Annotated in this window: 25 protein-coding genes; 8 read left to right on the top strand and 17 right to left on the bottom strand. The window is 67.0% G+C overall.

What is annotated here, in order from left to right:
* Positions 1–56: 56 nt before the first annotated feature.
* From mtrA to ACZY0B_RS22585, 8 genes are all read right to left on the bottom strand, one after another.
* Positions 57–743, bottom strand: a complete 687-nt coding sequence (gene mtrA, locus ACZY0B_RS22620) for a two-component system response regulator MtrA (RefSeq protein ID WP_007168097.1) — start codon at positions 741–743, stop codon at positions 57–59.
* Positions 744–823: 80 nt separating this feature from the next.
* Positions 824–1,456 carry a dTMP kinase gene (locus ACZY0B_RS22615; RefSeq protein WP_463766467.1) on the bottom strand — a complete coding sequence of 211 codons (633 nt, stop codon included), beginning with the start codon at positions 1,454–1,456 and terminating at the stop codon, positions 824–826.
* 16 nt (positions 1,457–1,472) lie between these two features.
* Positions 1,473–2,930 (bottom strand): adenosylhomocysteinase, encoded by a 1,458-nt coding sequence (gene ahcY, locus ACZY0B_RS22610; protein ID WP_463766466.1) that lies wholly within the window; start codon positions 2,928–2,930, stop codon positions 1,473–1,475.
* 128 nt (positions 2,931–3,058) lie between these two features.
* Positions 3,059–3,694: a TetR family transcriptional regulator AlkX gene (alkX, locus tag ACZY0B_RS22605; protein WP_463766465.1), complete on the bottom strand. Its 636-nt coding sequence runs from the start codon at positions 3,692–3,694 to the stop codon at positions 3,059–3,061.
* Positions 3,691–3,873, bottom strand: coding sequence for a rubredoxin (locus ACZY0B_RS22600; protein ID WP_463766464.1), 183 nt, complete (start codon positions 3,871–3,873; stop codon positions 3,691–3,693). Before ACZY0B_RS22600 ends, alkX begins: the two co-directional genes overlap by 4 nt.
* Positions 3,870–4,043 (bottom strand): rubredoxin, encoded by a 174-nt coding sequence (locus ACZY0B_RS22595; RefSeq protein ID WP_463766463.1) that lies wholly within the window; start codon positions 4,041–4,043, stop codon positions 3,870–3,872. The genes ACZY0B_RS22600 and ACZY0B_RS22595 overlap by 4 nt, the downstream gene beginning before the upstream one ends.
* Positions 4,040–5,287, bottom strand: a complete 1,248-nt coding sequence (locus ACZY0B_RS22590; protein ID WP_463766462.1) for an alkane 1-monooxygenase — start codon at positions 5,285–5,287, stop codon at positions 4,040–4,042. The genes ACZY0B_RS22595 and ACZY0B_RS22590 overlap by 4 nt, the downstream gene beginning before the upstream one ends.
* Before the next feature lie 99 nt (positions 5,288–5,386).
* The gene (locus ACZY0B_RS22585) at positions 5,387–6,862 is read right to left on the bottom strand and encodes an amino acid permease (RefSeq protein WP_463766461.1); all 1,476 of its coding nucleotides are present in this window, start codon (positions 6,860–6,862) and stop codon (positions 5,387–5,389) included.
* Positions 6,863–6,926: 64 nt separating this feature from the next.
* Here ACZY0B_RS22585 and ACZY0B_RS22580 point away from each other — a divergent pair, with 64 nt between their 5' ends.
* Entirely contained in the window at positions 6,927–8,339 is a 1,413-nt protein-coding gene (locus ACZY0B_RS22580) for an FAD-dependent oxidoreductase (RefSeq protein ID WP_463766460.1), read from the top strand.
* Here the strand turns inward: ACZY0B_RS22580 and manA are convergent.
* From manA to ACZY0B_RS22560, 4 genes are all read right to left on the bottom strand, one after another.
* Positions 8,317–9,543, bottom strand: a complete 1,227-nt coding sequence (gene manA / locus ACZY0B_RS22575; protein ID WP_463766459.1) for a mannose-6-phosphate isomerase, class I — start codon at positions 9,541–9,543, stop codon at positions 8,317–8,319. The two genes, ACZY0B_RS22580 and manA, sit on opposite strands and share 23 nt — an antisense overlap.
* Positions 9,544–9,551: 8 nt before the next feature.
* Complete coding sequence (locus ACZY0B_RS22570; protein ID WP_463766458.1) at positions 9,552–10,664, bottom strand: TobH protein; 1,113 nt, start codon at positions 10,662–10,664, stop codon at positions 9,552–9,554.
* Complete coding sequence (locus ACZY0B_RS22565; RefSeq protein WP_463766457.1) at positions 10,661–12,067, bottom strand: phosphomannomutase/phosphoglucomutase; 1,407 nt, start codon at positions 12,065–12,067, stop codon at positions 10,661–10,663. Before ACZY0B_RS22565 ends, ACZY0B_RS22570 begins: the two co-directional genes overlap by 4 nt.
* Before the next feature lie 101 nt (positions 12,068–12,168).
* Positions 12,169–12,627 carry a DUF3499 domain-containing protein gene (locus tag ACZY0B_RS22560; protein WP_463766456.1) on the bottom strand — a complete coding sequence of 153 codons (459 nt, stop codon included), beginning with the start codon at positions 12,625–12,627 and terminating at the stop codon, positions 12,169–12,171.
* Between the two features lie 173 nt (positions 12,628–12,800).
* Here ACZY0B_RS22560 and ACZY0B_RS22555 point away from each other — a divergent pair, with 173 nt between their 5' ends.
* Positions 12,801–13,223, top strand: coding sequence for a metallopeptidase family protein (locus tag ACZY0B_RS22555; RefSeq protein ID WP_463766455.1), 423 nt, complete (start codon positions 12,801–12,803; stop codon positions 13,221–13,223).
* A gap of 16 nt (positions 13,224–13,239) precedes the next feature.
* On the opposite strand, the gene ACZY0B_RS22550 is transcribed toward ACZY0B_RS22555, so the two are convergent.
* Positions 13,240–13,584 carry a WhiB family transcriptional regulator gene (locus ACZY0B_RS22550; RefSeq protein WP_463766489.1) on the bottom strand — a complete coding sequence of 115 codons (345 nt, stop codon included), beginning with the start codon at positions 13,582–13,584 and terminating at the stop codon, positions 13,240–13,242.
* A gap of 346 nt (positions 13,585–13,930) precedes the next feature.
* Here ACZY0B_RS22550 and cofD point away from each other — a divergent pair, with 346 nt between their 5' ends.
* From cofD to ACZY0B_RS22530, 4 genes are read left to right on the top strand one after another with little or no spacing between them, the layout of a single operon-like run.
* Entirely contained in the window at positions 13,931–14,932 is a 1,002-nt protein-coding gene (gene cofD, locus ACZY0B_RS22545) for a 2-phospho-L-lactate transferase (RefSeq protein WP_463766454.1), read from the top strand.
* Entirely contained in the window at positions 14,929–16,281 is a 1,353-nt protein-coding gene (locus ACZY0B_RS22540; protein ID WP_463766453.1) for a coenzyme F420-0:L-glutamate ligase, read from the top strand. Before cofD ends, ACZY0B_RS22540 begins: the two co-directional genes overlap by 4 nt.
* A 10-nt stretch (positions 16,282–16,291) precedes the next feature.
* Entirely contained in the window at positions 16,292–17,881 is a 1,590-nt protein-coding gene (locus tag ACZY0B_RS22535; RefSeq protein ID WP_463766452.1) for an Eco57I restriction-modification methylase domain-containing protein, read from the top strand.
* Positions 17,878–18,417, top strand: a complete 540-nt coding sequence (locus tag ACZY0B_RS22530; protein ID WP_463766451.1) for an NUDIX hydrolase — start codon at positions 17,878–17,880, stop codon at positions 18,415–18,417. The genes ACZY0B_RS22535 and ACZY0B_RS22530 overlap by 4 nt, the downstream gene beginning before the upstream one ends.
* 72 nt (positions 18,418–18,489) lie before the next feature.
* Here the strand turns inward: ACZY0B_RS22530 and manB are convergent, their stop codons facing one another.
* From manB to rfbD, 3 genes are read right to left on the bottom strand one after another with little or no spacing between them, the layout of a single operon-like run.
* On the bottom strand, positions 18,490–19,569 hold the full coding sequence (manB, locus tag ACZY0B_RS22525; RefSeq protein ID WP_463766450.1) for a mannose-1-phosphate guanylyltransferase: 1,080 nt from the start codon (positions 19,567–19,569) through the stop codon (positions 18,490–18,492).
* Between the two features lies 1 nt (position 19,570).
* A complete protein-coding gene (locus tag ACZY0B_RS22520; RefSeq protein WP_463766449.1) occupies positions 19,571–20,467 on the bottom strand; it encodes a glycosyltransferase family 2 protein in 897 nt (298 codons plus the stop codon).
* Entirely contained in the window at positions 20,460–21,365 is a 906-nt protein-coding gene (gene rfbD, locus ACZY0B_RS22515) for a dTDP-4-dehydrorhamnose reductase (protein ID WP_463766448.1), read from the bottom strand. Before rfbD ends, ACZY0B_RS22520 begins: the two co-directional genes overlap by 8 nt.
* 74 nt (positions 21,366–21,439) lie before the next feature.
* Between rfbD and ACZY0B_RS22510 the strand changes: the two genes are divergently transcribed.
* On the top strand, positions 21,440–22,906 hold the full coding sequence (locus ACZY0B_RS22510) for an LCP family protein (RefSeq protein ID WP_463766447.1): 1,467 nt from the start codon (positions 21,440–21,442) through the stop codon (positions 22,904–22,906).
* The gene (locus ACZY0B_RS22505; protein ID WP_463766446.1) at positions 22,894–23,631 is read left to right on the top strand and encodes a TIGR03089 family protein; all 738 of its coding nucleotides are present in this window, start codon (positions 22,894–22,896) and stop codon (positions 23,629–23,631) included. The genes ACZY0B_RS22510 and ACZY0B_RS22505 overlap by 13 nt, the downstream gene beginning before the upstream one ends.
* 10 nt (positions 23,632–23,641) lie before the next feature.
* Here the strand turns inward: ACZY0B_RS22505 and ACZY0B_RS22500 are convergent.
* Positions 23,642–23,863 (bottom strand): AMP-binding enzyme (locus tag ACZY0B_RS22500; RefSeq protein ID WP_463766445.1); only part of this gene is annotated, 222 nt, incomplete at its 5' end.

Here is a 23,863-nt window from a genome sequence, read left to right as displayed (position 1 = left end):
TGTGCCTACGCGCCGCTTCTCCTCATCGCTGCGCTCTGCATCGTCGCCGGCGCGGATCACGGAGGTCCGGCCTTGTAACCCACTCCTCGAACGGTCAACACCACAGTCGGGTTCTCAGGGTCTTTCTCGACCTTGGCCCGCAGACGCTGGACGTGCACGTTCACCAAGCGGGTGTCCGCTGGGTGACGATATCCCCACACCTGTTCGAGCAGCACATCACGAGTAAACACCTGGCGCGGTTTGCGTGCCAGCGCTACCAGCAGGTCGAACTCGAGTGGCGTCAGGGAGATCTGCTCGCCGTTCCGAGTGACCTTGTGTGCCGGCACGTCGATCTCGACGTCGGCGATGGAGAGCATCTCGGCGGGCTCGTCGTCGTTGCGCCGCAGCCGCGCCCGCACCCGGGCGACCAGCTCCTTGGGCTTGAACGGCTTCATGATGTAGTCGTCGGCACCCGACTCCAAGCCCAGCACCACATCCACGGTGTCGGTCTTGGCCGTCAACATCACAATCGGAACGCCGGAATCGGCGCGTAGTACCCGGCACACGTCGATGCCGTTCATGCCGGGCAACATCAGGTCCAGCAGCACCAGGTCGGGCCGCAGCTCGCGCACCGCGGTCAGAGCCTGCGTGCCATCACCGATGACCGCAGTGTCGAAACCCTCCCCACGAAGAACGATGGTCAGCATCTCCGCAAGCGAAGCGTCGTCATCGACGACCAAAATCCTTTGCCTCATGGAGTCCATGGTGTCACCAGATCGGGACAAAACTCGGGCGCCACACGGGCGTTTCTCATTGGATAGGGCCAAATCGTGACAAATTTGTGCTATCCGGCGATCAAATCGGCGGCTAAGCGGCTCGGATCGACGTCTGCATCGACCACCAGCCATCGCCCTGCCCAGCCCGCTTCGGCCAGTCCGGCGTACACCGCGCCGGTGCGCCGCTGCAGTTCGTCGTCGCGTTCGTAGCTGTCTCGCGCCCGGCCGGGATCACTCTGCGCGCGGCTGCGCGCCCGGTGCCCGGCGAGTTCCGTGGACACCGCGAGCAGCACCTGCCAGTCGGGCGTAGGAAGCGCCAATCGCTCATACTCCAGGTGCCGCACCCAGGCCACCGCCTCCCCATCGGCGTCCTGACGCAGGCGCGCCGCGCTGTAGGCGGCGTTGGAGGCGACGTAGCGATCGAGTATCAGCACGTCATGGGCATGGGTCAGCGCGTCGATCTCTTCGATCGCGCCGGCGCGGTCCAGCGCGAAGAGCGTCGCCATCGCATACACCGACGATGCGAGGTCTCCGTGCTCGCCGTGCAGCGCCTCGGCCGCGATGTCGGCGGTCACCGACTGCCCGTACCGCGGGAAGGCCAGCGTCGCCACCGATTTCCCGTCGGCCTCGAACGCGGCCTGCAGCCTTTCGGTCAGCGTCCGCTTGCCGGAACCGTCGACGCCCTCGATCGCGATCAGCACGGCGCGAAAGCGTCGATCAGTAGCGGTAGTGGTCCGGCTTGTACGGGCCCTCGACGTCGATCCCGAGGTATTCGGCCTGCTCCTTGGTCAGCTTGGTGAGCGTGCCGCCGAGCGCCTCGACGTGAATCCGGGCCACCTTCTCGTCCAGGTGCTTGGGCAGCCGGTACACCTCGTTGTCGTACTCGTCGTTCTTGGTCCACAGCTCGATCTGGGCGATCGTCTGGTTGGCGAAGCTGTTGCTCATCACGAACGACGGGTGCCCGGTGGCGTTACCCAGGTTCAGCAGCCGGCCTTCGGACAGCACGATGATCGACTTGCCGGAATCCCCGAAGGTCCACAGGTCGACCTGCGGCTTGATGTTGAGCTTCGTCGCCCCGGAGCGCTCCAGCGCCGCCATGTCGATCTCGTTGTCGAAGTGGCCGATGTTGCCGAGGATCGCGTGGTCCTTCATCGCCTTCATGTGGTCCAGCGAAATGATGTCCTTGTTGCCGGTCGAGGTGACGACGATGTCCGCGTCGCCGATGGCCTGCTCGACCGTCACGACGTCGAAGCCCTCCATCAGCGCCTGCAGCGCGTTGATCGGGTCGATCTCGGTGACGACGACGCGGGCCCCCTGGCCCTTCACCGCCTCCGCGCAGCCCTTGCCGACGTCACCGTAGCCGCAGATCAGAACCTTCTTGCCGCCGATCAGCGCGTCGGTGCCGCGGTTGATGCCGTCGATCAGCGAGTGCCGGGTGCCGTACTTGTTGTCGAACTTGGACTTGGTCACCGAGTCGTTGACGTTGATCGCCGGGAAGGCCAGGTCGCCGGCCGCGGCGAACTGGTAGAGCCGCAGCACCCCGGTGGTGGTCTCCTCGGTCACGCCCTTGACGGCCTCGGAGATCTTCGTCCACTTGGTCTTGTCCGACTCGAAGCGGCTCCGCAGCACGCTCAGGAAGACTTTCCATTCGGCGGAGTCGTCGTCCTCGGCGGGCGGCACCACGCCGGCCTTCTCATATTGCGCGCCGCGCAGCACCATCATGGTGGCGTCACCACCGTCGTCCAGGATCATGTTGGCCGGCTCGCCCTCCCAGGTGAGCATCTGCTCGGCGCACCACCAGTACTCCTCGAGCGATTCGCCCTTCCAGGCGAACACCGGAACACCCTTGGGCTCCTCCGCCGTGCCGTGCGGGCCGACGACGACCGCCGCTGCCGCGTGGTCCTGGGTCGAGAAGATGTTGCACGACGCCCAGCGCACCTCGGCGCCCAGCGAGGTCAGCGTCTCGATCAGCACCGCGGTCTGCACGGTCATGTGCAGCGAGCCCGAGATCCGGGCGCCCTTCAGTGGTTGCACGTCGGCGTACTCGCGGCGCAACGACATCAGGCCGGGCATCTCGTATTCGGCCAGGTCGAGCTCTTTGCGGCCGAATTCCGCGAGCGACAGATCGGCGATCTTGAAGTCGATGCCGTTACGAACGTCGGGCGTCAGGGTCATGGCGTGTCTGTTCCTTCTGCGGCTCATGGGGGCTCAAGGTAGGAGCGGACCAGGTGGCTTTAGTTAGCATGGGTACGCTCGTCCGCCACTGTAGCCCGTGACCTTTGGGGCCCTGGGCCCTGGCCAGGTCAGGACGCGTTGACGACGCCGTGACGCTCTGCAAAAGGCGTCATCAACCGCGCGAGATCGCGTGCGACGTCGTGATCGGCCTCGGGTGGCATCGATACGTAACTCAACGCCAGCCGCACGATGGCGCGCGCCAGCACGCCGGCGTCCTCGTCGCTGGTGGCCACCCACGTGCTGATCAATGCCGAGCTCAGCCGGGACGAAGCGCGGGTGATGATGGGCGCACTGTCGGTGGTGATGAGCTGCAGCAGATCGGGCTTGGCGACACCGCTCAGCAGCGAGATCACCAGCGGGTCCGACGCCGACTCGGCGAAAAACGACCGGAAGCCCGCCAGGAAGGCTTCGAAGAAGTTGCCGACGTTGGCGTCCAATGCGGCGTGGATGGCGTCCACCAGGCGATCGGCCAGACGCAGGGCGTACCCCTGCGCCAAACCCTGCCGTGAACCGAACTCGTTGTAGATGGTCTGGCGGCTGATGCCGGCCGCCTTGGCCACGTCGGACAACGTGATGGCGGACCAATCCCGGGTCAGCAGCTCCTCGCGCATCGCGTCCAGCACCGAGTCGCGCAGCAGAACCCGCGACGCCTCGGCGTAGGGAATCCGCTCCACAGGCGCGACAATAGCGCTTGGAGCGCTCACGAACGCGCTACCTCTACCATCTCGAAGTCGGATTTCGCCGCGCCGCAGTCCGGGCAGCTCCAGTCGTCGGGGATGTCGTCCCAGCGGGTACCGGGCTCGATGCCGTCTTCGGGCCAGCCCTTGGCCTCGTCGTACTCGAACCCGCACTGCACGCAGATGAACAGCTTGTAGTCGGTCACCGGTTCACTCCTATGGTTTCGAAATCGACCTTCTCGCGCACCGCACAATCGGGGCAGCACCAGTCTTCGGGGATGTCGCTGAAGGGCGTGCCCGCGGGAAAGCCTTCCCGCGGAGCGCCTTTCGCCTCGTCGTAGGTGTAGTCGCAGCCGGGGCAGCGGTAGGCGGTCATGGCTGGGCCATTTCGGGGGCCCCGTACTTCGCCAGCAGCTTCTCGCGGAGCCGCGGCTGCAGATTGACCTTGGTGATGTCGCCGTCGTAGTGCGACAACACCCGGTGGTCCATCACCTTGCGCCACACCGGCGGGAAGTAGGTCAACGCGATCATCGACGCGTACCCACTGGGCAGGTTGGGTGAGCCCTCCATGCTGCGCAGCGTCTGGTAGCGCCGGGTGGGGTTGGCGTGGTGATCGCTGTGCCGCTGCAGGTGGTACAGGAACAGGTTGGTGACGATGTGGTCGGAGTTCCAGCTGTGCACCGGGGCGCAACGCTCGTAGCGGCCGTTGGAGTTGCGCTGCCGCAGCAGGCCGTAGTGCTCGAGGTAGTTGACGGTTTCCAGCAGCGAGAAGCCGAAGACCGCCTGGATGATCAGGAAAGGGATCACGCCCACGCCGAAGGCCGCGATCAGCGCGCCGAACAGCACCACCGAGATGGCCCAGGCGTTGAGCACGTCGTTGGACGGATACGTCCTGGGGTCCCACGGGCTCTTGCCGAGCCGGCGGATCCGCTGCGCCTCGAGATGAACCGATGAGCGCAGGCTGCCGAACACGCTGCGGGGCAGGAACTCCCAGAAGGTCTCGCCGAAGCGGGCCGACGCCGGGTCCTCGGGGGTGGAGACGCGCACGTGGTGACCGCGGTTGTGCTCGATGTAGAAGTGACCGTAGGCGGTCTGCGCCAGGGTGATCTTGGACAGCCAGCGCTCCAGCGAGTCCTTCTTGTGCCCCATCTCGTGCGCGGTGTTGATGCCGACGCCGCCGAGCACACCGACCGAGAGCGCGACGCCGATCTTGCCGACCCAGCCCAGGCCGCCGTCAAAACCCAGCCAGTGCAGGTCCGAAGCGGTGAACAGGTAGGCGCCCAGCACCACGCTGAGGTACTGGAACGGGATGTAGATGTAGGTGCAGTAGCGGTAGTACTTGTCGTTCTCCAGCCGCTCCATCACCTCGTCGGGCGGGTTCTGTCCGTCGGGTCCGAAACGCAGATCCAGGATCGGCAGCAGGATGTAGAGCAGGATCGGGCCGATCCACAGCGGCGCCTGGGCAGCGCCGTGCCAGCCGTACTGGTTCAGTCCCCAGACGATCGGCAGCATCACGAACAACGCCGTCGGCGGGATCAGGCCCATCAGCCACAGGTGACGCTTCTTGTCGCGCCATTCGGTTACCCCGGGCTCCTGGACCACCTGGATCTGTGCGGTCATATGCCAAACCTCCTTGTGAGTCATACCACGCTGGAAGTTGACAATACTGCCATATGCGTCTTGTGTCTAGACACAGAGTGCTATTTTGTAAAGGAATGACTACGCCGGCTGATCGGCCTGCCGACGGCCCTGCATCGAGTGGCGGTATCCGTAACCGAGATAGATCGCGGTTCCCACCACCAGCCACACCCCGAACCGCACCCAGGTCAGCGCGGTGAGGTTCACCATCAGCCAGACACACGCACAGATCGAGGCGATCGGAAGCACCGGCACCCATGGCGCGCGGAATCCGCGCTCCAGATCCGGCCGGGTCCGGCGCAGCACGATGACTCCGGCGGACACCAGGACGAACGCGAACAGCGTTCCGACGTTGACCATCTCCTCGAGCTTGCTGATCGGGAACACCGAAGCGGTCGCCGCGATCACCAGCGCGACGAGCACGGTGATCCGCACCGGCGTCCCGCGTGAACTGGTCTTGGCCAACTGGCGCGGCAACAATCCGTCGCGCGCCATCGCGAACAGGACCCGGCACTGGCCGAGCACCAACACCATCACCACGGTCGTCAACCCGGCCAGTGCCCCGATGGCGATGATCTTGCTCGCCCAATGGATCCCGTTCGCGGTGAACGCGGTGGCCAGGTTCGCCGGCTTACCACCCGGCATGGTCTTGAGCTGGGTGTAGGAAACCATGCCGGACAACACGACGGAGACCGCGATGTAAAGGACGGTGACGACCGCCAGCGATGTCAGGATCCCCCGCGGCACGTCGCGCTGGGGTCGCTTGGTCTCCTCGGCCATCGTCGCGACGATGTCGAACCCGATGAACGCGAAGAACACGATCGAGGCACCGGCCAGCACGCCGTACCACCCGTAATGGCTGCTGTGCGCCCCGGTCAGCAGCGACAGCACCGACTGATTGATGCCGCTGACCTCGTGCCCCGCTTCCGGCTTGGGGATGAACGGCGAGTAGTTGGAGCCTTTGATGTAGAAGATGCCGACCACCACGACGAAGATCACCACCGACACCTTGATGGCGGTGATCACCGCGGAAATCCTCGACGACACTTTGGTGCCCACGGCGACCAGCGTCGCCACCACCGCGACGATCAGCAGCGCGCCCCAGTCGAAGTTGATGGAGCCCAAGTTGACAGTGCCACCGGCGAATCCGAACACCGTCCCCAGGTAACTCGACCAGCCTTTGGACACCACGGCGGCACCGATCGCCAATTCCAGCAACAGGTTCCAGCCGATGATCCAGGCCAGGAACTCACCGAAAGTGGCGTAGGAGAAGGTGTACGCGCTGCCCGCGACCGGCAGTGTCGAGGCGAATTCGGCGTAGCACAGCGCCGCCAGCGCACAGGTGACCGCGGCGATCGTGAACGATATCCAGATCGCCGGGCCGGTGATATCGCCGGCGGTCGAAGCGGTGACCGTGAAGATGCCGGCGCCGATCACCACCGCGACGCCGAAAACCATCAGGTCCCACCAGGTGAGCTCCTTACGCAGCTTGGTGTCTGGCTCATCGGTGTCGTCGATCGACTGTTCGACCGACTTGGTGCGCCATCGGTTGGCCATCTGCCGCCCTCTCATGAGCCGTCGGGAAGTCGTTGGACCGCACAGTACTGGGTACCCTCCCGGCATGTCGGATGGCGGAGACAACATGCGGGGTCACGCGGTAGTGATCGGCGCCAGCATCGCGGGCTTGTCTGCCGCGAAGGTGCTGTCGGATTGGTATTCCCAGGTCAGCGTCTATGAGCGCGACGAATTGCCGAGCACCCCGGCAAACCGCGCGACGATCCCGCAGGATCGGCATTTGCACATGCTGATGGCCCGCGGGGCGGCGGAATTCGACACCCTGTTCCCCGGCCTGCTGAAGGACATGGTGGCCGCCGGTGTGCCCATGCTGGAAAACCGGCCGGACTGCATCCACTTGGGTGCCGCGGGCCATGTGCTTGGGACGGCCCACACACTGCGTGACGAGTTCACCGCTTACGTGCCCAGCCGACCGCATCTGGAGTGGCAGCTGCGCAGCCGTGTCCAGGACATCGACAATGTCGCGATCGTGCGGCGCTCTGTGGCACAACCGCGGTTCGACCGCGGGCGCAACCGAGTGAACGGCGTGCTGCTGGACCCCGTCGACGGCGAGGAGCCGGAGTTCGTGAGCGCCGACCTCGTTGTCGACGCGGCTGGTCGCGGCACCCGGCTACCGGTGTGGTTGACGCAGTGGGGGTATCAGCGCCCCGTCGAGGAAACGATGGACATCGGCATCAACTACGCCAGCCACCAGTTCCGCATCCCGGACGGGTTGATTGCGGAGAAGGTGGTCGTGGCCGGCGCCTCCCACGACCAGTCGCTGGGGCTCGGCATGCTGTGCTACGAGGACGGCACCTGGGTACTGACCACATTCGGCGTGGCCCACGCCAAACCGCCGACAACGTTCCCCGAGATGCTTGCGCTGGCCGACAAGCTGCTCCCGAAGCATTTCACCGATGCCCTGACGCAGGCCGAACCCGTTGGCGCGCCGGCATTTCACGCTTTCCCGGCCAGCAGGTGGCGCCGCTACGACAAGCTGGACCGCTTCCCGGCCGGGATCATCCCGTTCGGCGACGCCGTCGCGAGCTTCAATCCCACCTTCGGGCAGGGCATGACGATGACGTCGCTACAGGCTGGTCACCTGCGGCGGGCATTGCGATCCGTGAACGGGGACCTGGCCGGCGAACTCAGTCGGGCGACCGCCAAGACCACCTATCCGGTGTGGACGATGAACGCCATCGGCGACGTCGCCTTTCACCATGCCGGCACCAGTGGACCGATCCCCTGGTGGTGGCGGCCGACGGGGGCGCTGTTCGACCAATTCCTCGGGGCCGCCGAAACCGAACCCGTTCTCGCCGAATGGTTTTTGCGCCGGTTCTCGCTGCTCGACAGCCTCTACATGGTTCCGCCGCCGCGGATCGTCGGCCGGACCATTGCCCACAACGTGCGGCTGTGGCTGCGCGGGCGCCGCGAGTCGCGGCAGGCCGCGAAAGCCGTCACAAACCTACGGTCGCCCTGAACAACTTGGCGGGCTCGTGTGCGACCAGCCCCACCGGGCCGTCGTCGGCCGCGACCCAGGCGGCCATCCCGCGCTTGAGCTCCAGCGACCCGGATTTCCCGTGCACCGTCGCCGAACCCTCTGCGCACAACAAGATCTGGGGGCCGTCATGGCTCGGCGACGCGTCGACCTCGTGGCCCAGATGCTCGCCCTCGAGGGTCAGCAGCGCGACCGCGAACTCGTCGGCCGGGGTGTCATAGATGAGCCCCAGCCCCTCGCGGTGCACATGCGGCCGCAGCTGCGCCTCGGCGGTGGGCGCGAAGTCCAGCACTCGCAGCAACTCGGGCACATCGACGTGCTTGGGGGTCAGTCCGCCGCGTAACACGTTGTCGGAGTTGGCCATAACCTCGATCGCGAAACCGCGCAGATAGGTATGCAGGTTGCCGGCCGGAATGAAGAGCGCCTCGCCCGCGGCCAGGCTGATCCGGTTGAGCAACAACGACGCCAGCACACCGGCGTCTCCGGGGTAGCGTTCGCCGAGTTCGAGCACCGTCTTGGCTTCGGCCGCGAATTCCGATGCTCCGGAGCTGACATACTGGATGGCACCGTCGATCACGGCGGACACCAGCACATCGATGTCGGGCTGAGGCGCGGTGATCCAGGTGGTGAACAGCGCACGCAGACCGTCGGCGTCGGACTGGTCGTTCAGCAACTCGATGTAGGGGTCCAGGTCGGTGACGGCCAACGCCTGCAGCAGCTCGATCGTTCGGGACGCCTGACGAAATCCGGCGAGCGCCTCGAACGAGTGCAACGCCACCAACAACTCGGGCTTGTGCGAGGTATCGCGGTAGTTGCGGACCGGCGAGGCCACCGGGATGCCCAATTTTTCCTCGCGCAGATAACCCTCGATGGCCTGTTCGGCACTCGGGTGCGCCTGCAGCGACAGTGGTTCGTCGGCGGCGAGCACCTTGACCAAGAACGGCAGCACGTCACCGAACCGCTCGCGGGACGCGGAGCCGAGCTGTCCTTCCGGATCGGCGGTCACCGCCTCCAGCAAGGAGAGCTCGCCCTTCTCGGTTTCCAGCCAGGCCGGGTCACCCGGATGCGCGCCGAACCAGAGCTCGGCCTCGGGGTGAGCCGCGGGCACCGGACGCCCGGTGAATTCGGCGATAGCGGTACGCGACCCCCACGCGTAGGTCCGTACGGCACCGCGAAGCACTTCCACTTGTCTATCTATCCCCGCACCAGTCGCAAATAAACGGCGGCCATCTCCAGCCGAACGGCCAATACTGCCAGTTGCTGCTCGGGGCGAATCGCGCCTCCCGGAGCCACTGCCCCGACCAAGCCGCCGGACCCACCCACACCGCCGGGCGCTTCGGGCACGTCGTGCGCCGCGATCACGTAGACCTCGTCGAGCCCGGCGACTCGAGCGGCCACCACCGTCCGGTCGCCGGCCAGCGTGAACGCCAGCACCCGCAGCCGCTCGGGCAGCGGCCCGTCGATCTCTTCGTCGTGAAAGAGGGCATCCACCGACAAAGGGCCATCGCCGAACTCGACGGGCTCGCGCAGCGCCACCGCCGCATCGGCCAGCCCGGTGGCGGCAACCACCTGGTGCGCAATCCGCAGCAACACCGCACTGCCGTGCCGGGCCAGCGCAAGCGTCGCGGGGCAGTCGCCGGCGAGTGCGACCGGGTGGTGGGACAGGCGCGCGGCAATTGTCTTGGCCGGGTTGGTGAACAGCTCGCGGGCGGCGCTGTTGCCCAGCGCTTCGGCGTCCAGCTCGTCGGCCAGCAACGGCAGATCGACGTTCAGCCGGGGGTCCACAGCGTGCAACGTGGCCAGGCCGGCGGCCAGATACCGGCACAATCCGAATTCGTCGGGAATCGACAGCCGCGGCGCCAGCACCGCGACGCGACCGGCCGTGGAGTCGCGCAGCGGACCCTCATACGGCGCGGCGACGACAACCCGGGCCCCGCGGCGCACCCCGGTCGCGGCGGCACCGACGAGGGCCGGATCGCCGGGGTCGTCGCCCGCGACGACCAGCACATCGAGCGGACCCACCCATGGCGGGACCTCGCTGACCAAGGCGATCGGCGCCGACGCCGCCCCGGCCAGCGTCGCGGCCAGCATGGTCCCCGCGGTCTCGGCGGTCCCGCGCCCGGCCACCCAGATCACGCTGCGTGGCCGGTCGCCGGTGCGCAGCGAGTTCAGTTCACCTTCGTCGGCCGCGGCGGCGATGGCGCGCACCTGCGCGCCCGCCGAGGAGGCGGACCGCAACAGGCCCTGCCGGTCCGCGGCGAGGAGGCCGTCGATGTCTTCGAGATCGATCGCCCGGGTTGCGTTCATGGCACGCTCTCGTTGTGCTGCACCTGGCCACTGATCTCGGCGCTGATCTGGGCAATCATCGCGTCGACGTCCTCGGTGCTGCGTCCCTCCGCGTTGAGCCGCAGCAACGGCTCGGTGTTGGAGGTGCGCAAGTTGAACCAGCTGCCGTCACCCAAATCCACCGTCACCCCGTCCAGGTGATCGATGGAGTGGATCCGGCTGCCGAATGACTTCAATACGGCGTCCACGCACTGCGCCGCGTCCGCCACCTTGAAATTGATCTCGCCGGAGGCCTCGTAGCGCTGGTAGTCCGCGGTCAGCTCCGACAACGGCCGGTCCTGCTCACCGAGCGCCGCCAGCACATACAGCGCGGCCAGCATGCCCGAGTCGGCGCACCAGAAGTCGCGGAAGTAATAGTGCGCCGAATGTTCACCGCCGAAAATCGCGCCGGTTTCGGCCATCAGCGTCTTGATATAGGAGTGTCCGACGCGCGAGCGCAGCGGCGTGCCGCCGCGCTCGGAGACCAGTTCGGGCACCGCGCGGGACGTGATCAGGTTGTGGATGACGGTGGCGCCTATTTCCCGGCCGAGTTCGCGGGCGGCCACCAGGCTCGTCACCGTCGACGGAGAGACCGCGACGCCACGCTCATCGACCACGAAGCACCGGTCGGCGTCGCCGTCGAAGGCCAGCCCGATATCGGCGCCGGTTTCGCGCACATAGAACTGCAGATCCAGCAGGTTGGCCGCGTCGAGCGGGTTGGCCTCGTGATTGGGAAACGAACCGTCGAGCTCGAAGTACAACGGCAACAAGGTGATCGAGTCGATCGCGCCGAGCACCGCCGGAGTCGTGTGACCGGCCATCCCGTTGCCGGCGTCCACCGCCACCCGCAACGGTCGCATTCCGGAGGTCGCGACCAGCGAACGCAGGAACTCGCCGTAGTCGGCAAGCACATCGCGATCGGTGATGGTCCCCGGCTGCCCGTCATAGGTCGCATAGCCCGGCTGGTCCGCGATGAGTTGGTCGCTGATCACTTTCAGCCCGGTGTCCGCGCCGACCGGTTTGGCACCGGCCCGGCATAGCTTGATCCCGTTGTAGGCGGCGGGGTTGTGACTGGCGGTGAACATCGCGCCGGGGCAATCCAGCGACCCCGAGGCGAAATACAGCTGATCGGTGGACGCCAACCCGATGCGCACCACGTCCAGGCCCTGGTTGGTCACACCGGTCGCGAAGGCAGCGGCCAGCGACGGCGAACTGTCGCGCATGTCGTATCCGATCGCCACTCGTTGCGCGCCCTCACCACGCATCAACGCGGCGAACGCGGCTCCGATGTCGGCGACCAGCGACTCGTCGATCTCTTCGCCGACCAGCCCACGGATGTCATAAGCCTTGATGACACGGTGGACAGTCGCGGCGGGCCGAGACATGCGGGGCCTCCTTGACGCCATGGATTGATCTGCCTCTTGGCGTCAGCCTATCGGCCCGCAGAAGTTACGGTTCCAAACGGTTTGGAACAAGCCCCGCGGCCCTAGTCGGACGGATCGGGCAACACCCGCAGATGTCCACGGCGGCGTCCGGAGCGTTTCTCGGACGGCGCGAGCAGACTGCTGCTGGGCGCGGTGGCCTGGACCCCGGCATGGTGCAGATGCTGGTCCGAAAAGCCGTTCAACGGCATGCCGGTTCCGCCCCCGTACGAGACCGCCGCCTCGCCCGGACTGCCTTCGCGCACGGCGTCGGCAAGGGCGACCAGGTCGTCTTCATCGGGATTGGTGGGCTCCGAATTGAGGGGCCCGGCGTGGCGCACGAGCTCCCATCCTCGGGGCGCCGTGATCCGGCCGGCGTGGCCGACGCACAAATCCCACGAATGCGGTTCGCGCGCGGTCGCGAGTGGTCCTACGACTGCCGTTGAGTCCGAGTAGACGAACGTCAAGGTCGCCACGGCGTAATGCGGGCACCCGGGCCGGCAGCAGCGACGGGGAACGTTCACGTCGGAAAGGCTATCGTGCGGAAACGCCGCCGAAGCGCCGGACACGCGCATCCGTTCGACGCACGATGTTCAACCGTTACCATCGGCGCGTGGGTGATTGGCGCAGTTTCCCGCGGAACGGGCGGCCGTCGGACCGAACGCCTGGGCACCGGGCAACTCGACGGGGGCGCGATATGCGCGGACCTTTGCTGCCGCCGACGGTGCCCGGATGGCGCAGCCGGGCCGAGCGATTCGACATGGCGGTGCTGGAAGCCTACGAACCCATCGAGCGGCGCTGGCAATCGCGAGTGGCCGAACTCGACGTGGCAGTCGACGAAATTCCCCGCATCGCTGCCAAGGATCCCGACAGCGTGCAGTGGCCCCCCGAGGTCGTCGCCGACGGACCGATCGCACTGGCCCGCTTGATCCCAGCCGGGGTGGACGTCCGAGGCAATTCGACACGCGCGCGAATTGTGTTGTTTCGCAAGCCCATCGAACGGCGCGCCAAAGACACCGTCGAACTTGGCGAATTACTGCACGAGATTCTGGTGGCTCAGGTGGCCATTTATCTCGACGTTGAACCCACGGTCATCGACCCGACGATCGAAGACGAATAACTGGACAGGGTTCTTCTCAGATGATGCCGCGCTTGAGGCGGCGGCGCTCACGCTCGGAGAGGCCACCCCAGATACCGAAGCGCTCGTCATGCGCCAGGGCGTACTCCAGGCATTCATGACGCACTTCGCAACCCAGGCAGATCTTCTTCGCCTCGCGGGTCGATCCGCCCTTCTCCGGGAAGAAAGCCTCGGGGTCGGTCTGCGCGCACAGCGCGCGGTCCTGCCACTGGTCCGGAGTGAGTTCGGGTTCCGGCAACGGCTCGGGCTCGAATGCGACTGGCGCATCGGGAACCACGGTCAAGTGCGGCCGGATGATCGGTGCCGACGAGGAGCTGATCGCGGCGTGCTCAGTGCTTGGCATGATGCCCCACAGGTGCTCGTAAGACATGCGTCGTACGCCTCCTCAGCTTCTTGTTTGAGAGAGTGGTTTGTTTCCCGCTGTTCTGATGTAACAGACAATTCGAACAAGTGATCGAATCTCGGTCTGCGACACCGGAACCGGCCGGCCAACCGGGAAATGACACTGATGTGATTAGACACGGGTTAATCTGCCGGGTCAAGCGTTTCGGCGCATTTCCATACCATCTCGTGATCAAATTCCGGCGTTTCTGTTATTTCGCCCCTTCGGCGTGTCCATCACAACCGCTCCCAACTGTTGGTTGTGGTCGTCGATTTCGGACCATCGCGGGCCGGTACTGTCGTGCGATGTGAAGGTCACCGTTCTGGTCGGCGGGGTCGGCGGCGCCCGGTTCCTGCTGGGTGTTCAACAGTTACTCGGGCTGGGTCGGTTCAGCACCGAGGGGCCACGCGACACTTCAGGCGAGGCCCACGAGCTGACTGCCGTCGTCAACATTGGCGACGATGCCTGGATCCATGGGGTCCGGGTTTGTCCGGATTTGGACACCTGCATGTATACCTTAGGTGGAGGCGTCGACCCCGATCGGGGATGGGGCCACCGCGACGAAACCTGGCACGCCAAAGAGGAATTGGCGCGTTACGGTATGCAGCCGGATTGGTTCCAACTGGGTGACCGCGATCTTGGCACGCATCTCGTACGCACCCAGATGCTGGGCGCCGGCTACCCGCTGTCGCAGATCACCACGGCCCTGTGCGACCGCTGGCAACCGGGCGCGCGGTTGGTGCCGGCCAGTGACGACCGTTGCGAAACACACGTAGTGATCACCGATCCCGCCGACGACAGCCGGCGCGCGATCCACTTCCAGGAATGGTGGGTGCGCTACCGGGCCAACGTGACCACCCACAGCTTCGCGTTCGTCGGCGCTGAAACGGCCAGCGCCACAACTGAAGCGGTGCAGGCCATCGGCGAGGCCGACATCATCTTGCTGGCGCCGTCCAATCCGGTGGTGAGCGTCGGCGCGATTCTGGCCGTCCCCGGCATTCGCGGCGCGCTGCGGGCGGCGTCCGCGCCGGTCGTCGGCTACTCGCCGATCATCGGTGGAAAGCCATTGCGCGGCATGGCGGATGCCTGCCTCGAGGTGATAGGGGTCGAGTCCACTGCCGAAGCGGTCGGTAGGTATTACGGGGCGCGCGCAACCACCGGGATATTGGATTGCTGGCTGGTGCACGAGAGCGACCACGCGGAAATCGAAGGCGTCGCGGTGCGCTCGGTGCCGCTGCTGATGAGCGACCCGAAGGCGACGGCCGAAATGGTGCGGGCCGGACTGGACGTTGCGGGCGTGGTGCCGTGACCCGCTCTCCGAAAGAGCATGGCACCGCCGCGGCGATCGAGATCCTGCCCGTCGCCGGGCTTCCCGAATTCCGCCCCGGCGACGATCTCGGTGCCGCGGTGGCCGCCGCCGCGCCATGGCTGCGAGACAACGATGTCGTGGTGGTCACCAGCAAAGTGGTGTCCAAATGCGAGGGTCGGCTGGTCACCGCACCCGAGGATCCCGAGGAGCGCGATGAGCTTCGGCGCAAGCTGGTCGACGACGAGGCGGTGCGGGTGCTGGCCCGCAAGGGCCGGACGCTGATCACCGAGAACCGGCTCGGGCTGGTCCAGGCCGCTGCCGGTGTCGACGGATCCAATGTCGGCCGAACCGAACTCGCGCTGCTGCCGGTCGACCCCGACGGCAGTGCCGCGGCGCTGCGGTCCGCACTGCGCGAGAAGCTCGGCGTCGCCGTCGCGGTGGTGATCACCGACACCATGGGCCGGGCCTGGCGCAATGGTCAGATCGACGCCGCGGTCGGTGCATCGGGTATGGCTGTGCTGCATGGCTATTCGGGTGCGGTCGACGAGCACGGCAACGAGTTGGTGGTCACCGAGATCGCGGTGGCCGACGAAGTGGCCGCGGCGGCCGATCTGGTCAAGGGCAAGCTGACCGCCATGCCGGTGGCCGTCGTGCGCGGGCTCACCGTCGTCGACGACGGCACCAGGGCACGGCAATTGCTGCGATCCGGTCCCGAGGATCTGTTCTGGCTCGGCACCGCCGAAGCCATCGATATGGGTCGCGCGCAGGCCCAGCTGTTGCGCAGATCGGTGCGCCGATTCAGCGACGAGCCGGTACCGCCGGATCTGATCGAGGCCGCCGTCGCCGAAGCCCTGACCGCACCGGCCCCGCATCACACCCGCCCGGTGCGGTTCGTGTGGCTGCGCACTGCGGCCACCCGGGCGCGACTGCTCGACCGCATGCAAGACAAGTGGCGTTCCGACCTGGCCGGTGACGGTAAGCCCGCCGACTCGATCGACCGACGGGTGGCGCGCGGCCAGATCCTCTACGACGCACCCGAGGTCGTCATCCCGATGTTGGTGCCCGAAGGGGCACACACCTATTCCGACGCCGAGCGCACCGCTGCCGAGCACACCATGTTCACCGTCGCCGTCGGCGCGGCCGTGCAGGCCCTATTGGTGGCGCTGGCCGTTCGCGGGGTGGGCAGCTGCTGGATCGGCTCGACGATCTTTGCCGCCGATTTGGTCCGCACCGAGCTCGAGCTGCCGGCCGATTGGGAGCCCTTGGGCGCCATCGCGATCGGTTACGCCGCGGAACCTGAAGGGTTGCGCGATCCCGCGAATCCCGGAGATCTCCTGATCGACAAGTGATACTGAGCCGGTGCAGACGTTCGCGGGCAAGGCGGCCGTATCGGCCGACAAGGTTCGCGGCGGCTACTACACACCGGCATCGGTTGCGCGATTTCTGGCCCGCTGGGTCCGCGAGGCCGGCCCCCGGATTGTCGAACCCTCCTGCGGCGACGGCCGAATCCTGCGTGAGCTGGCCGCGCTGAGCAACCAGGCCCACGGCGTGGAACTCGTCGACGGCGAGGCCGCGAAGTCGCGAGCGTTCGCTCCGGTCGACGCCGCGAACCTGTTCACCTGGCTGGCCGAAAACGAGTCCGCCGACCGCGACGGGGTCGCGGGCAACCCGCCCTACGTCCGATTCGGCAACTGGGCATCCGAACAACGGGAGCCGGCGCTCGACCTGATGCGGCGCGAGGGTCTGCGCCCCAGCAGGTTGACCAATGCCTGGGTCCCTTTCGTCGTCGCGAGCACCGTAATGGTGCGCGACGGCGGACGGGTGGGTTTGGTATTGCCCGCCGAATTACTGCAAGTCGGTTATGCCGCGCAATTACGCGAATTTCTGCTCACCCGCTACCGCGAAATCACTCTGGTCACATTTGCGCGTCTGGTGTTCGACGGCATCCTGCAGGAAGTCGTGCTGTTCTGCGGGGTGGTCGGTGCGGGCCCCGCCCGGATTCGCACGATCAATCTCACCGACGCCGACGCGCTCGAGGGAGCCGACCTCGATGTCGATTCCGCTCCCGCGCTGCTGCACGAGAAGGAGAAGTGGACCAAATACTTTTTGGACCCCGTCGCGATCGGACTGCTGCGCGCCCTCAAGGCATCCGACACGATGACGCGGCTCGGGTCCATCGCCGACGTCGACGTCGGCATCGTGACGGGTCGCAACAGCTTCTTCACCTTCACCGACGCGCAAGCCCGCGAGCTGGGGCTGCGGCCGCACTGCGTCCCGCTCGTCTCGCGCAGCAGCCAGCTGTGCGGCCTGGTCTACGACACCGATTGCCGGGCAAACGATGTCGCGGCCGGGCACCGGACCTGGCTGCTCGACGCCCCGGACCGCCCGGCCGATCCCGCCCTGGCCGCCCACATCGACGCCGGTGAGGCCGCCGGCGTGCACCGCGGCTACAAGTGCTCGATCCGGACGCCGTGGTGGCGCACTCCGTCGCTGTGGTACCCCGACCTGTTCCTGCTGCGCCAGATCCATCTGGCCCCACGGATGACCGTCAACGCCGCCGCGGCGACCAGCACCGACACCGTGCATCGGGTGCGGCTCATCGGCGACCCCGACGGCCGGGCTGACCCCACCGCGTTTGCCGCGGTGTTCCACAACAGCGCGACGTTCGCTTTCGCCGAGATCATGGGCCGTAGCTACGGTGGAGGGATCTTGGAACTGGAACCGCGGGAAGCCGAGCAGCTACCCATGCCCGCACCGGGGCACGCCGGCGCCGAACTCGCCGCAGATGTCGATCTCCTGTTGAAAGCCAACGAAATCGAGAAGGCACTCGACACCGTCGACCGTCATGTCCTGATCGACGGGCTGGGCTGGTCGCCGGATGTCGTCGCGCAGTGCCGAGCGGCGTGGCACACGCTGCGCGATCGCCGGACCCGGCGCGGATCCCGATGAGCATCCGCGACTCGGCGATCTCGATCCTCACCGACTGGCAGGCGCCCGACCCGGCGCAAGACTCGCTGCGCCACGCCGTGCTGGCTTTCGTGCACGGCCGCCCGGACGCGTGCCGCCGCGAGTGCGAAGCCGGCCACGTCACCGCGTCGGCGATCGTGCTCGACCACACCGGTACCCAGGTGCTGCTGACGCTGCATCGCCGGCTGCACCGCTGGGTGCAGCTCGGCGGGCACTGCGACGAAGACGACCCCGACATCGTGACCGCGGCGCTGCGCGAGGCCGTCGAAGAATCCGGTGTCGCCGATCTGCGCATCGCACCTGACCTGGCCGCCATTCACGTCCACCCGCTCACGTGCTCGCTGGGCGTCCCGACCCGCCACCTGGACCTGCAGTTCGTGGCGCAGGCGCCGGCGGGCGCGCAGATCGCGATCAGCAACGAATCCGAGGACTTGCGGTGGTGGCCGGCGGACGCGTTGCCGCCCGGCACCGATTACGCTCTCGCCCACCTGGTTTCGCGGGCACGCACGATGCATTGACCTAGCGGGTGCCCGGCCAGCCGGGCTTTCGACGCCGAGTGCGCGGCCAGCCGGGCGCTCGACGAAAGCCGCCTACACGTCGCTGGAGTAGCGGATCCCGCCGTCGGGAATGGAGACGCCGGGCCAGACCCGGGCGCCGCGCAGCAGCTCGCAGCGCGCACCGATATCGGCGCCGTCGCCGATCACACCGTCGCGGATCAGGGCCCGCGGGCCGATGCGGGCCCCGAAGCCGATGATCGAGCGCTCGATCACGCTGCCGGCCTCGATCTTGGCGCCATCGAAAATCACCGCGCCGTCCAGCCGCACCCCGGGACCGATCTCGGCGCCGCGCCCGACGACCGTGCCTCCGATCAGCACCGCACCGGGCGACACCGCCGCGCCTTCGTGTACCAGCTGCTCACCCCGATGGCCCCGCAGCGCCGGGGATGGGGCGATGCCGCGCACCAGGTCCGACGATCCGCGGACGAAGTCGTCCGGGGTGCCCATGTCGCGCCAATAGGTGGCGTCGACGTAGCCGCAGATCTTGACGTCGGGGTCCGACAGCAGCGACGGGAACACTTCTCGCTCGACCGACACCGGGCGGCCCCGCGGAATCCGGTCGATGATCCTGCGCTCGAAGACATAGGTGCCGGCATTGATCTGATCGGTGGGCGGATCCTCGGTCTTCTCCAGAAAGGCCATGACGCGGTTCTTCTCGTCGGTAGGCACGCAACCGAACGCGCGCGGATCGCCGACGCGCACCAGATGCAGCGTGACGTCGGCTTCGTTGGCGCGGTGCGACTCCACCAGCTGGCCGAGGTCAGCGCCGGAGAGCACGTCGCCGTTGAACACCATCACGGTGTCGTGACGCAGCTTGTCGGCGATGTTGGCGATGCCGCCGCCGGTCCCCAGCGGCTCCTCTTCAGTGACATAGTCGATATGTAGACCGAGCGCAGACCCGTCACCGAACTCCGCTTCGAAGACCCCTGCCTTATACGAGGTGCTCAGAATGACGTGCTCGATGCCCGCCGCGGCGACGCGCGACAACATATGAGTGAGGAACGGCACCCCGGCGGTCGGCAGCATCGGCTTGGGCGCCGACAGCGTCAGTGGCCGCAACCGAGTGCCCTTGCCGCCGACCAGAATCACCGCATCCACCGAGGGAATTGCCAATTCAGTGCCGCCCTTCTGCCAGCTTCTCGGAACGCTCCCGGCGCGAGCTGCGCACCATCAGAGCCGACCGCAGCGCCAGCGATGCCCGCAGCATCCAGCGCAGCGGAGCCAGCCACCAACCGGAGTGCCGGTCGGCCAGGAAGATGTAGGTACTCCGGTGGTGCGCCGCCAGGTGGCTTGCCGGATCGCGTCCGGTGGAGTGGCCCTTGTGGTGCAGCACTTCTGCCGACGGCACGTAGACGTTGAGCCAGCCGGCTTTGCCGAGCCGGTCGCCGAGGTCGACGTCCTCCATATACATGAAGTAGCGCTCGTCGAATCCGCCGATCTGACCGAACGCCGAGCGGCGCACCAGCAGGCACGACCCCGACAACCAGCCCACCGGCCGCTCACTGGGCTCGAGCCGCTCCTGGCGGTACGCCGCGGTCCAGGGATTGCGTTTCCAGAACGGCCCGAGCACCGCGTGCATGCCGCCGCGGATCAGGCTCGGCAGGTGGCGCGCCGACGGATACACCGATCCGTCCGGGTCGCGGATCAGCGGGCCCAGTGCGCCGGCCTGCGGCCAGCGGGTCGCCGCCTCCAGCAGCGCGTCGATGCTGTTCGGGCCCCACTGCACATCCGGGTTGGCCACCAGCACCCAGTCGTCGATCTCACCGCGGTCGCTGAGATGTTCGACCGCGCGATTGACCGCGGTTCCGTAGCCGAGGTTGGCGCCGATGTTGAACAACCGCACGTTCGGGTAGCGCTGGACGGCCGCCTGCGGGGTGCCGTCGGTGGAACCGTTGTCAGCCAGCAGGACGCTGACGGGGCGGTCGGTGGCCAGCGACAGCGAAGCCAGAAATCGTTCGAGGTGGTGGCCCGGCGAATAGGTCACCGTCACGACCGGCAGGACGTCAGTCACGCGTAGAGATTATCGGTCGTTCGGCTGGGACTGGACCGTCCGACGCGGCCAGCGCGGCCACAAGTGCAGGGCGCCACGGCCTTAGCGGCGTCATGCCCGCCGCCGCCGACTGCCGGCCGGACAGCGCGGAGTAGGTCGGCCGGGGCGCGGGGCGGGGAAATTCTTCGGTGCTCACCGGGTTCACCCGCTCGGGGTCGGCGCCGCACTCCTCGAAAACCGCACGGGCCAGCCCGAATCGGGAGACGACGCCCTCGTTGGCGGCGTGCAGGATCGGTCCGGGCACGCCGTCGTCGGCCACCTGCAGCAGTGCGCCGGCCAGGTCGGCGACGTAGGTCGGCGAGCCGGCCTGGTCGTCGACGACCTTGATCGGGCCGTCACCGGCCGCGAGCTTGCGCATGATCGCGACGAAGTCACTGCCGGTGCCGCCGGTGTAGACCCAGGCGGTCCGGACCACGACGGCCTCCGGTAGCGCCGCCAGCACGGCCACCTCGCCGGCCCGCTTGCTGCACGCATAGACGCCGCGTGGCGAGGTCTCGTCGCTGGGTTCATAGGGGCGGGGCTCGGCGCCACCGAAATCGCCGGCGAACACGAAGTCCGTCGAGACGTGAATCAACCGTGCGCCGGTCCGCGCGCAGGCCCGCGCAATGTGTTCCGGCGCTGCTTCATTGACCGCGTACGCCCTCGCTTCGTCGCTTTCGGCGCCGTCGACATTGGTGTACGCGGCACAATTGATAACGACATCGCCGCTAGTCACGATCGCCTCGGCGGCGGCCGGGTCGGTGATGTCCCACTGCGCGGACGTCAGCGCGAGGACATTGCGCCCCTGGTCAGCGGCCCGCGACGCCAGGCAACCGCCCAACTGCCCACCGGCTCCGGTGATGACGATCCTGCCCGACATGGTTCGAGTCTGGCATGTCTTTGGCGCGCCGCCGCTGGCTACCCGAGAAGCAGCTGTTTCGCAAGTAACCTAGTGTGATGCCTGTGCAACGTGTTGTTCGTGTTGTTGCCACTGTGCTAGCCGTCGCCATCGTCCTCGGGACCGGCGTGGCCTGGAACAACGTCCGGGCGTTCGAAGACGGCATCTTCCACATGTCCGCGCCATCGCTGGGCAAGGGTGGCGACGACGGCGCGATCGACATCCTGCTGGTCGGCCTGGACAGCCGCACGGATGCCCACGGCAACGCGTTGACACCCGAGGAACTGGCCACCCTCAAGGCCGGTGACGAGGAAGCCACCAACACCGACACCATCATCCTGGTCCGGATACCGAACAACGGGAAGTCGGCCACCGCGATCTCGATTCCGCGAGACTCCTACGTCATGGCCCCCGGCCTGGGCAAGACGAAGATCAACGGCGTCTACGGCCAGACCAGGGAGGCCAAGCGAGTCAACCTGGTCAAGGCCGGTGATTCGGCCGACGATGCCGCTACCCAGGGAACCGAGGCCGGCCGCGAGGCCTTGATCAAGACGGTCGCCGACCTCACCGGCGTCACCGTCGACCACTACGCCGAGATCGGGCTGCTCGGTTTCGCGTTGATCACCGATGCGCTCGGCGGCGTCAATGTGTGCCTCAAAGACGCGGTGTACGAACCGCTTTCGGGTGCCGACTTCCCGGCCGGGCCGCAAAAGCTCGACGGCTCGGAGGCGCTCAGCTTCGTGCGCCAGCGCCATGACCTGCCGCGCGGCGACCTCGACCGGGTGGTGCGCCAGCAAGTGGTGATGGCCTCGCTGGCTCACCGGGTGATCTCCGGCCAGACGCTGTCCAGCCCCACCACCATGAAGCGGCTGGAGGCGGCGGTGCAGCGCTCGGTGGTGCTGTCACAGGGCTGGGACGTCATGGATTTCGTCCAGCAGTTGCAGAAGCTGGCCGGCGGCAACGTCGCGTTCGCCACCATCCCGGTGCTCGACGGGGCCGGCTGGAGCGACGACGGCATGCAAAGCGTGGTCCGGGTGGACCCGCACCAGGTTCAGGACTGGGTCGCCGGCCTGCTGCACGACCAGGATCAGGGCAAGACCGAGCAACTCGCCTACACTCCCGCCAAGACCACCACCAGCGTGGTCAACGACACCGACATCAACGGATTGGCAGCCGCGGTATCAGACGTGTTGAGCTCCAAAGGATTTACCGCCGGCGCCGTCGGCAACAGCGACGGCACTCACGTGAAATCCAGCCAGGTACGCGCCAACAAGCCCGACGACCTGGGGGCGCAGGAAGTCTCCAAGGAACTGGGCGGATTGCCGGTCGTCGGAGATGCGTCGCTGGCGCCGGGAGCGGTCCGGGTAGTGCTGGCCAACGACTACACCGGACCGGGCTCGGGCCTGTCCGGTAACACCGTGGCGCCGGCGCGGGTGACCAACCAGTCGGCCACCGATCCGAATGTTCCTGCGCCCTCGCCGATCCTGACGGCCGGCAGCGACAAGCCGGAGTGCATCAACTGATCACTCTGTCCGGGGCGATCCTCGATCCGATGCTGCGGGCCGACCCGGTTGGTCCGCGCATCACCTACTACGACGACGCCACCGGCGAACGCATCGAATTGTCCGCGGTGACCCTGGCCAACTGGGCCGCCAAGACCGGCAACCTATTACGCGACGAGATGGGCGCCGGCCCGGGCAGCCGGGTGGCGATCTTGCTGCCGGCGCATTGGCAGACCGCCGCGGTCCTGTTCGGGGTGTGGTGGATCGGCGCCGAGGCCGTACTCGACGCGGCCGGACCGGCCGACCTCGCGCTGTGCACGGCCGAAAGGCTGGATGAGGCCGACTCGATCGTCGAGCCGGGTGGCGAGGTCGCGGTGTTGTCGATGGACCCGTTCGGCCGCCCTGCAAAACTGAGGGGATCTGACCTGCCGATCGGCGTCACCGATTACGCCACCGCGGTACGGGTGCACGGCGACCAGATAGTCCCCGAACGCCTCCCCGGCGCGGCGCTGGCCGGTCGCTCCGTCGACGAAATCCTGGCCGACTGTGAAAACTCCGCGACTGCACGGGGTTTGACGTCGAAAGATCGTGTGCTTTCCAGCGCCTCGTGGCCCGGCCCCACCGAGTTGGTCGACGGCCTGCTGGCGGTCATGGCCGTCGGCGCGTCACTGGTGCAGGTGGCGAACCCCGATCCGGCGGCGTTGCAGCGCCGAGTCGAGACCGAAAAGGTCACTCGCGTCCTCTGACTGGGGCATGTCATACACCTGCCGCGTCGTCGATTGGTTGCGAGTTCAGCATCCGTTTGAGCACCTTTCCGCCCGCGTTGCGGGGCAGTTCGTCGACGAACAGCACGTCGCGCGGAATCTTGAAGCGGGCCAACCGGTTTCGCACGTATTCTTTGACGTCGTGCTCGGTCAGCGACGCACCCGGGCGCAACACGATGTAGCTGCGTAGCCGCTGGCCGAACTCCTCGTCGGC

Source organism: Mycobacterium sp. IDUB_19, assembly GCF_055419445.1.
This window is presented reverse-complemented; position numbering and strand designations above follow the sequence as displayed.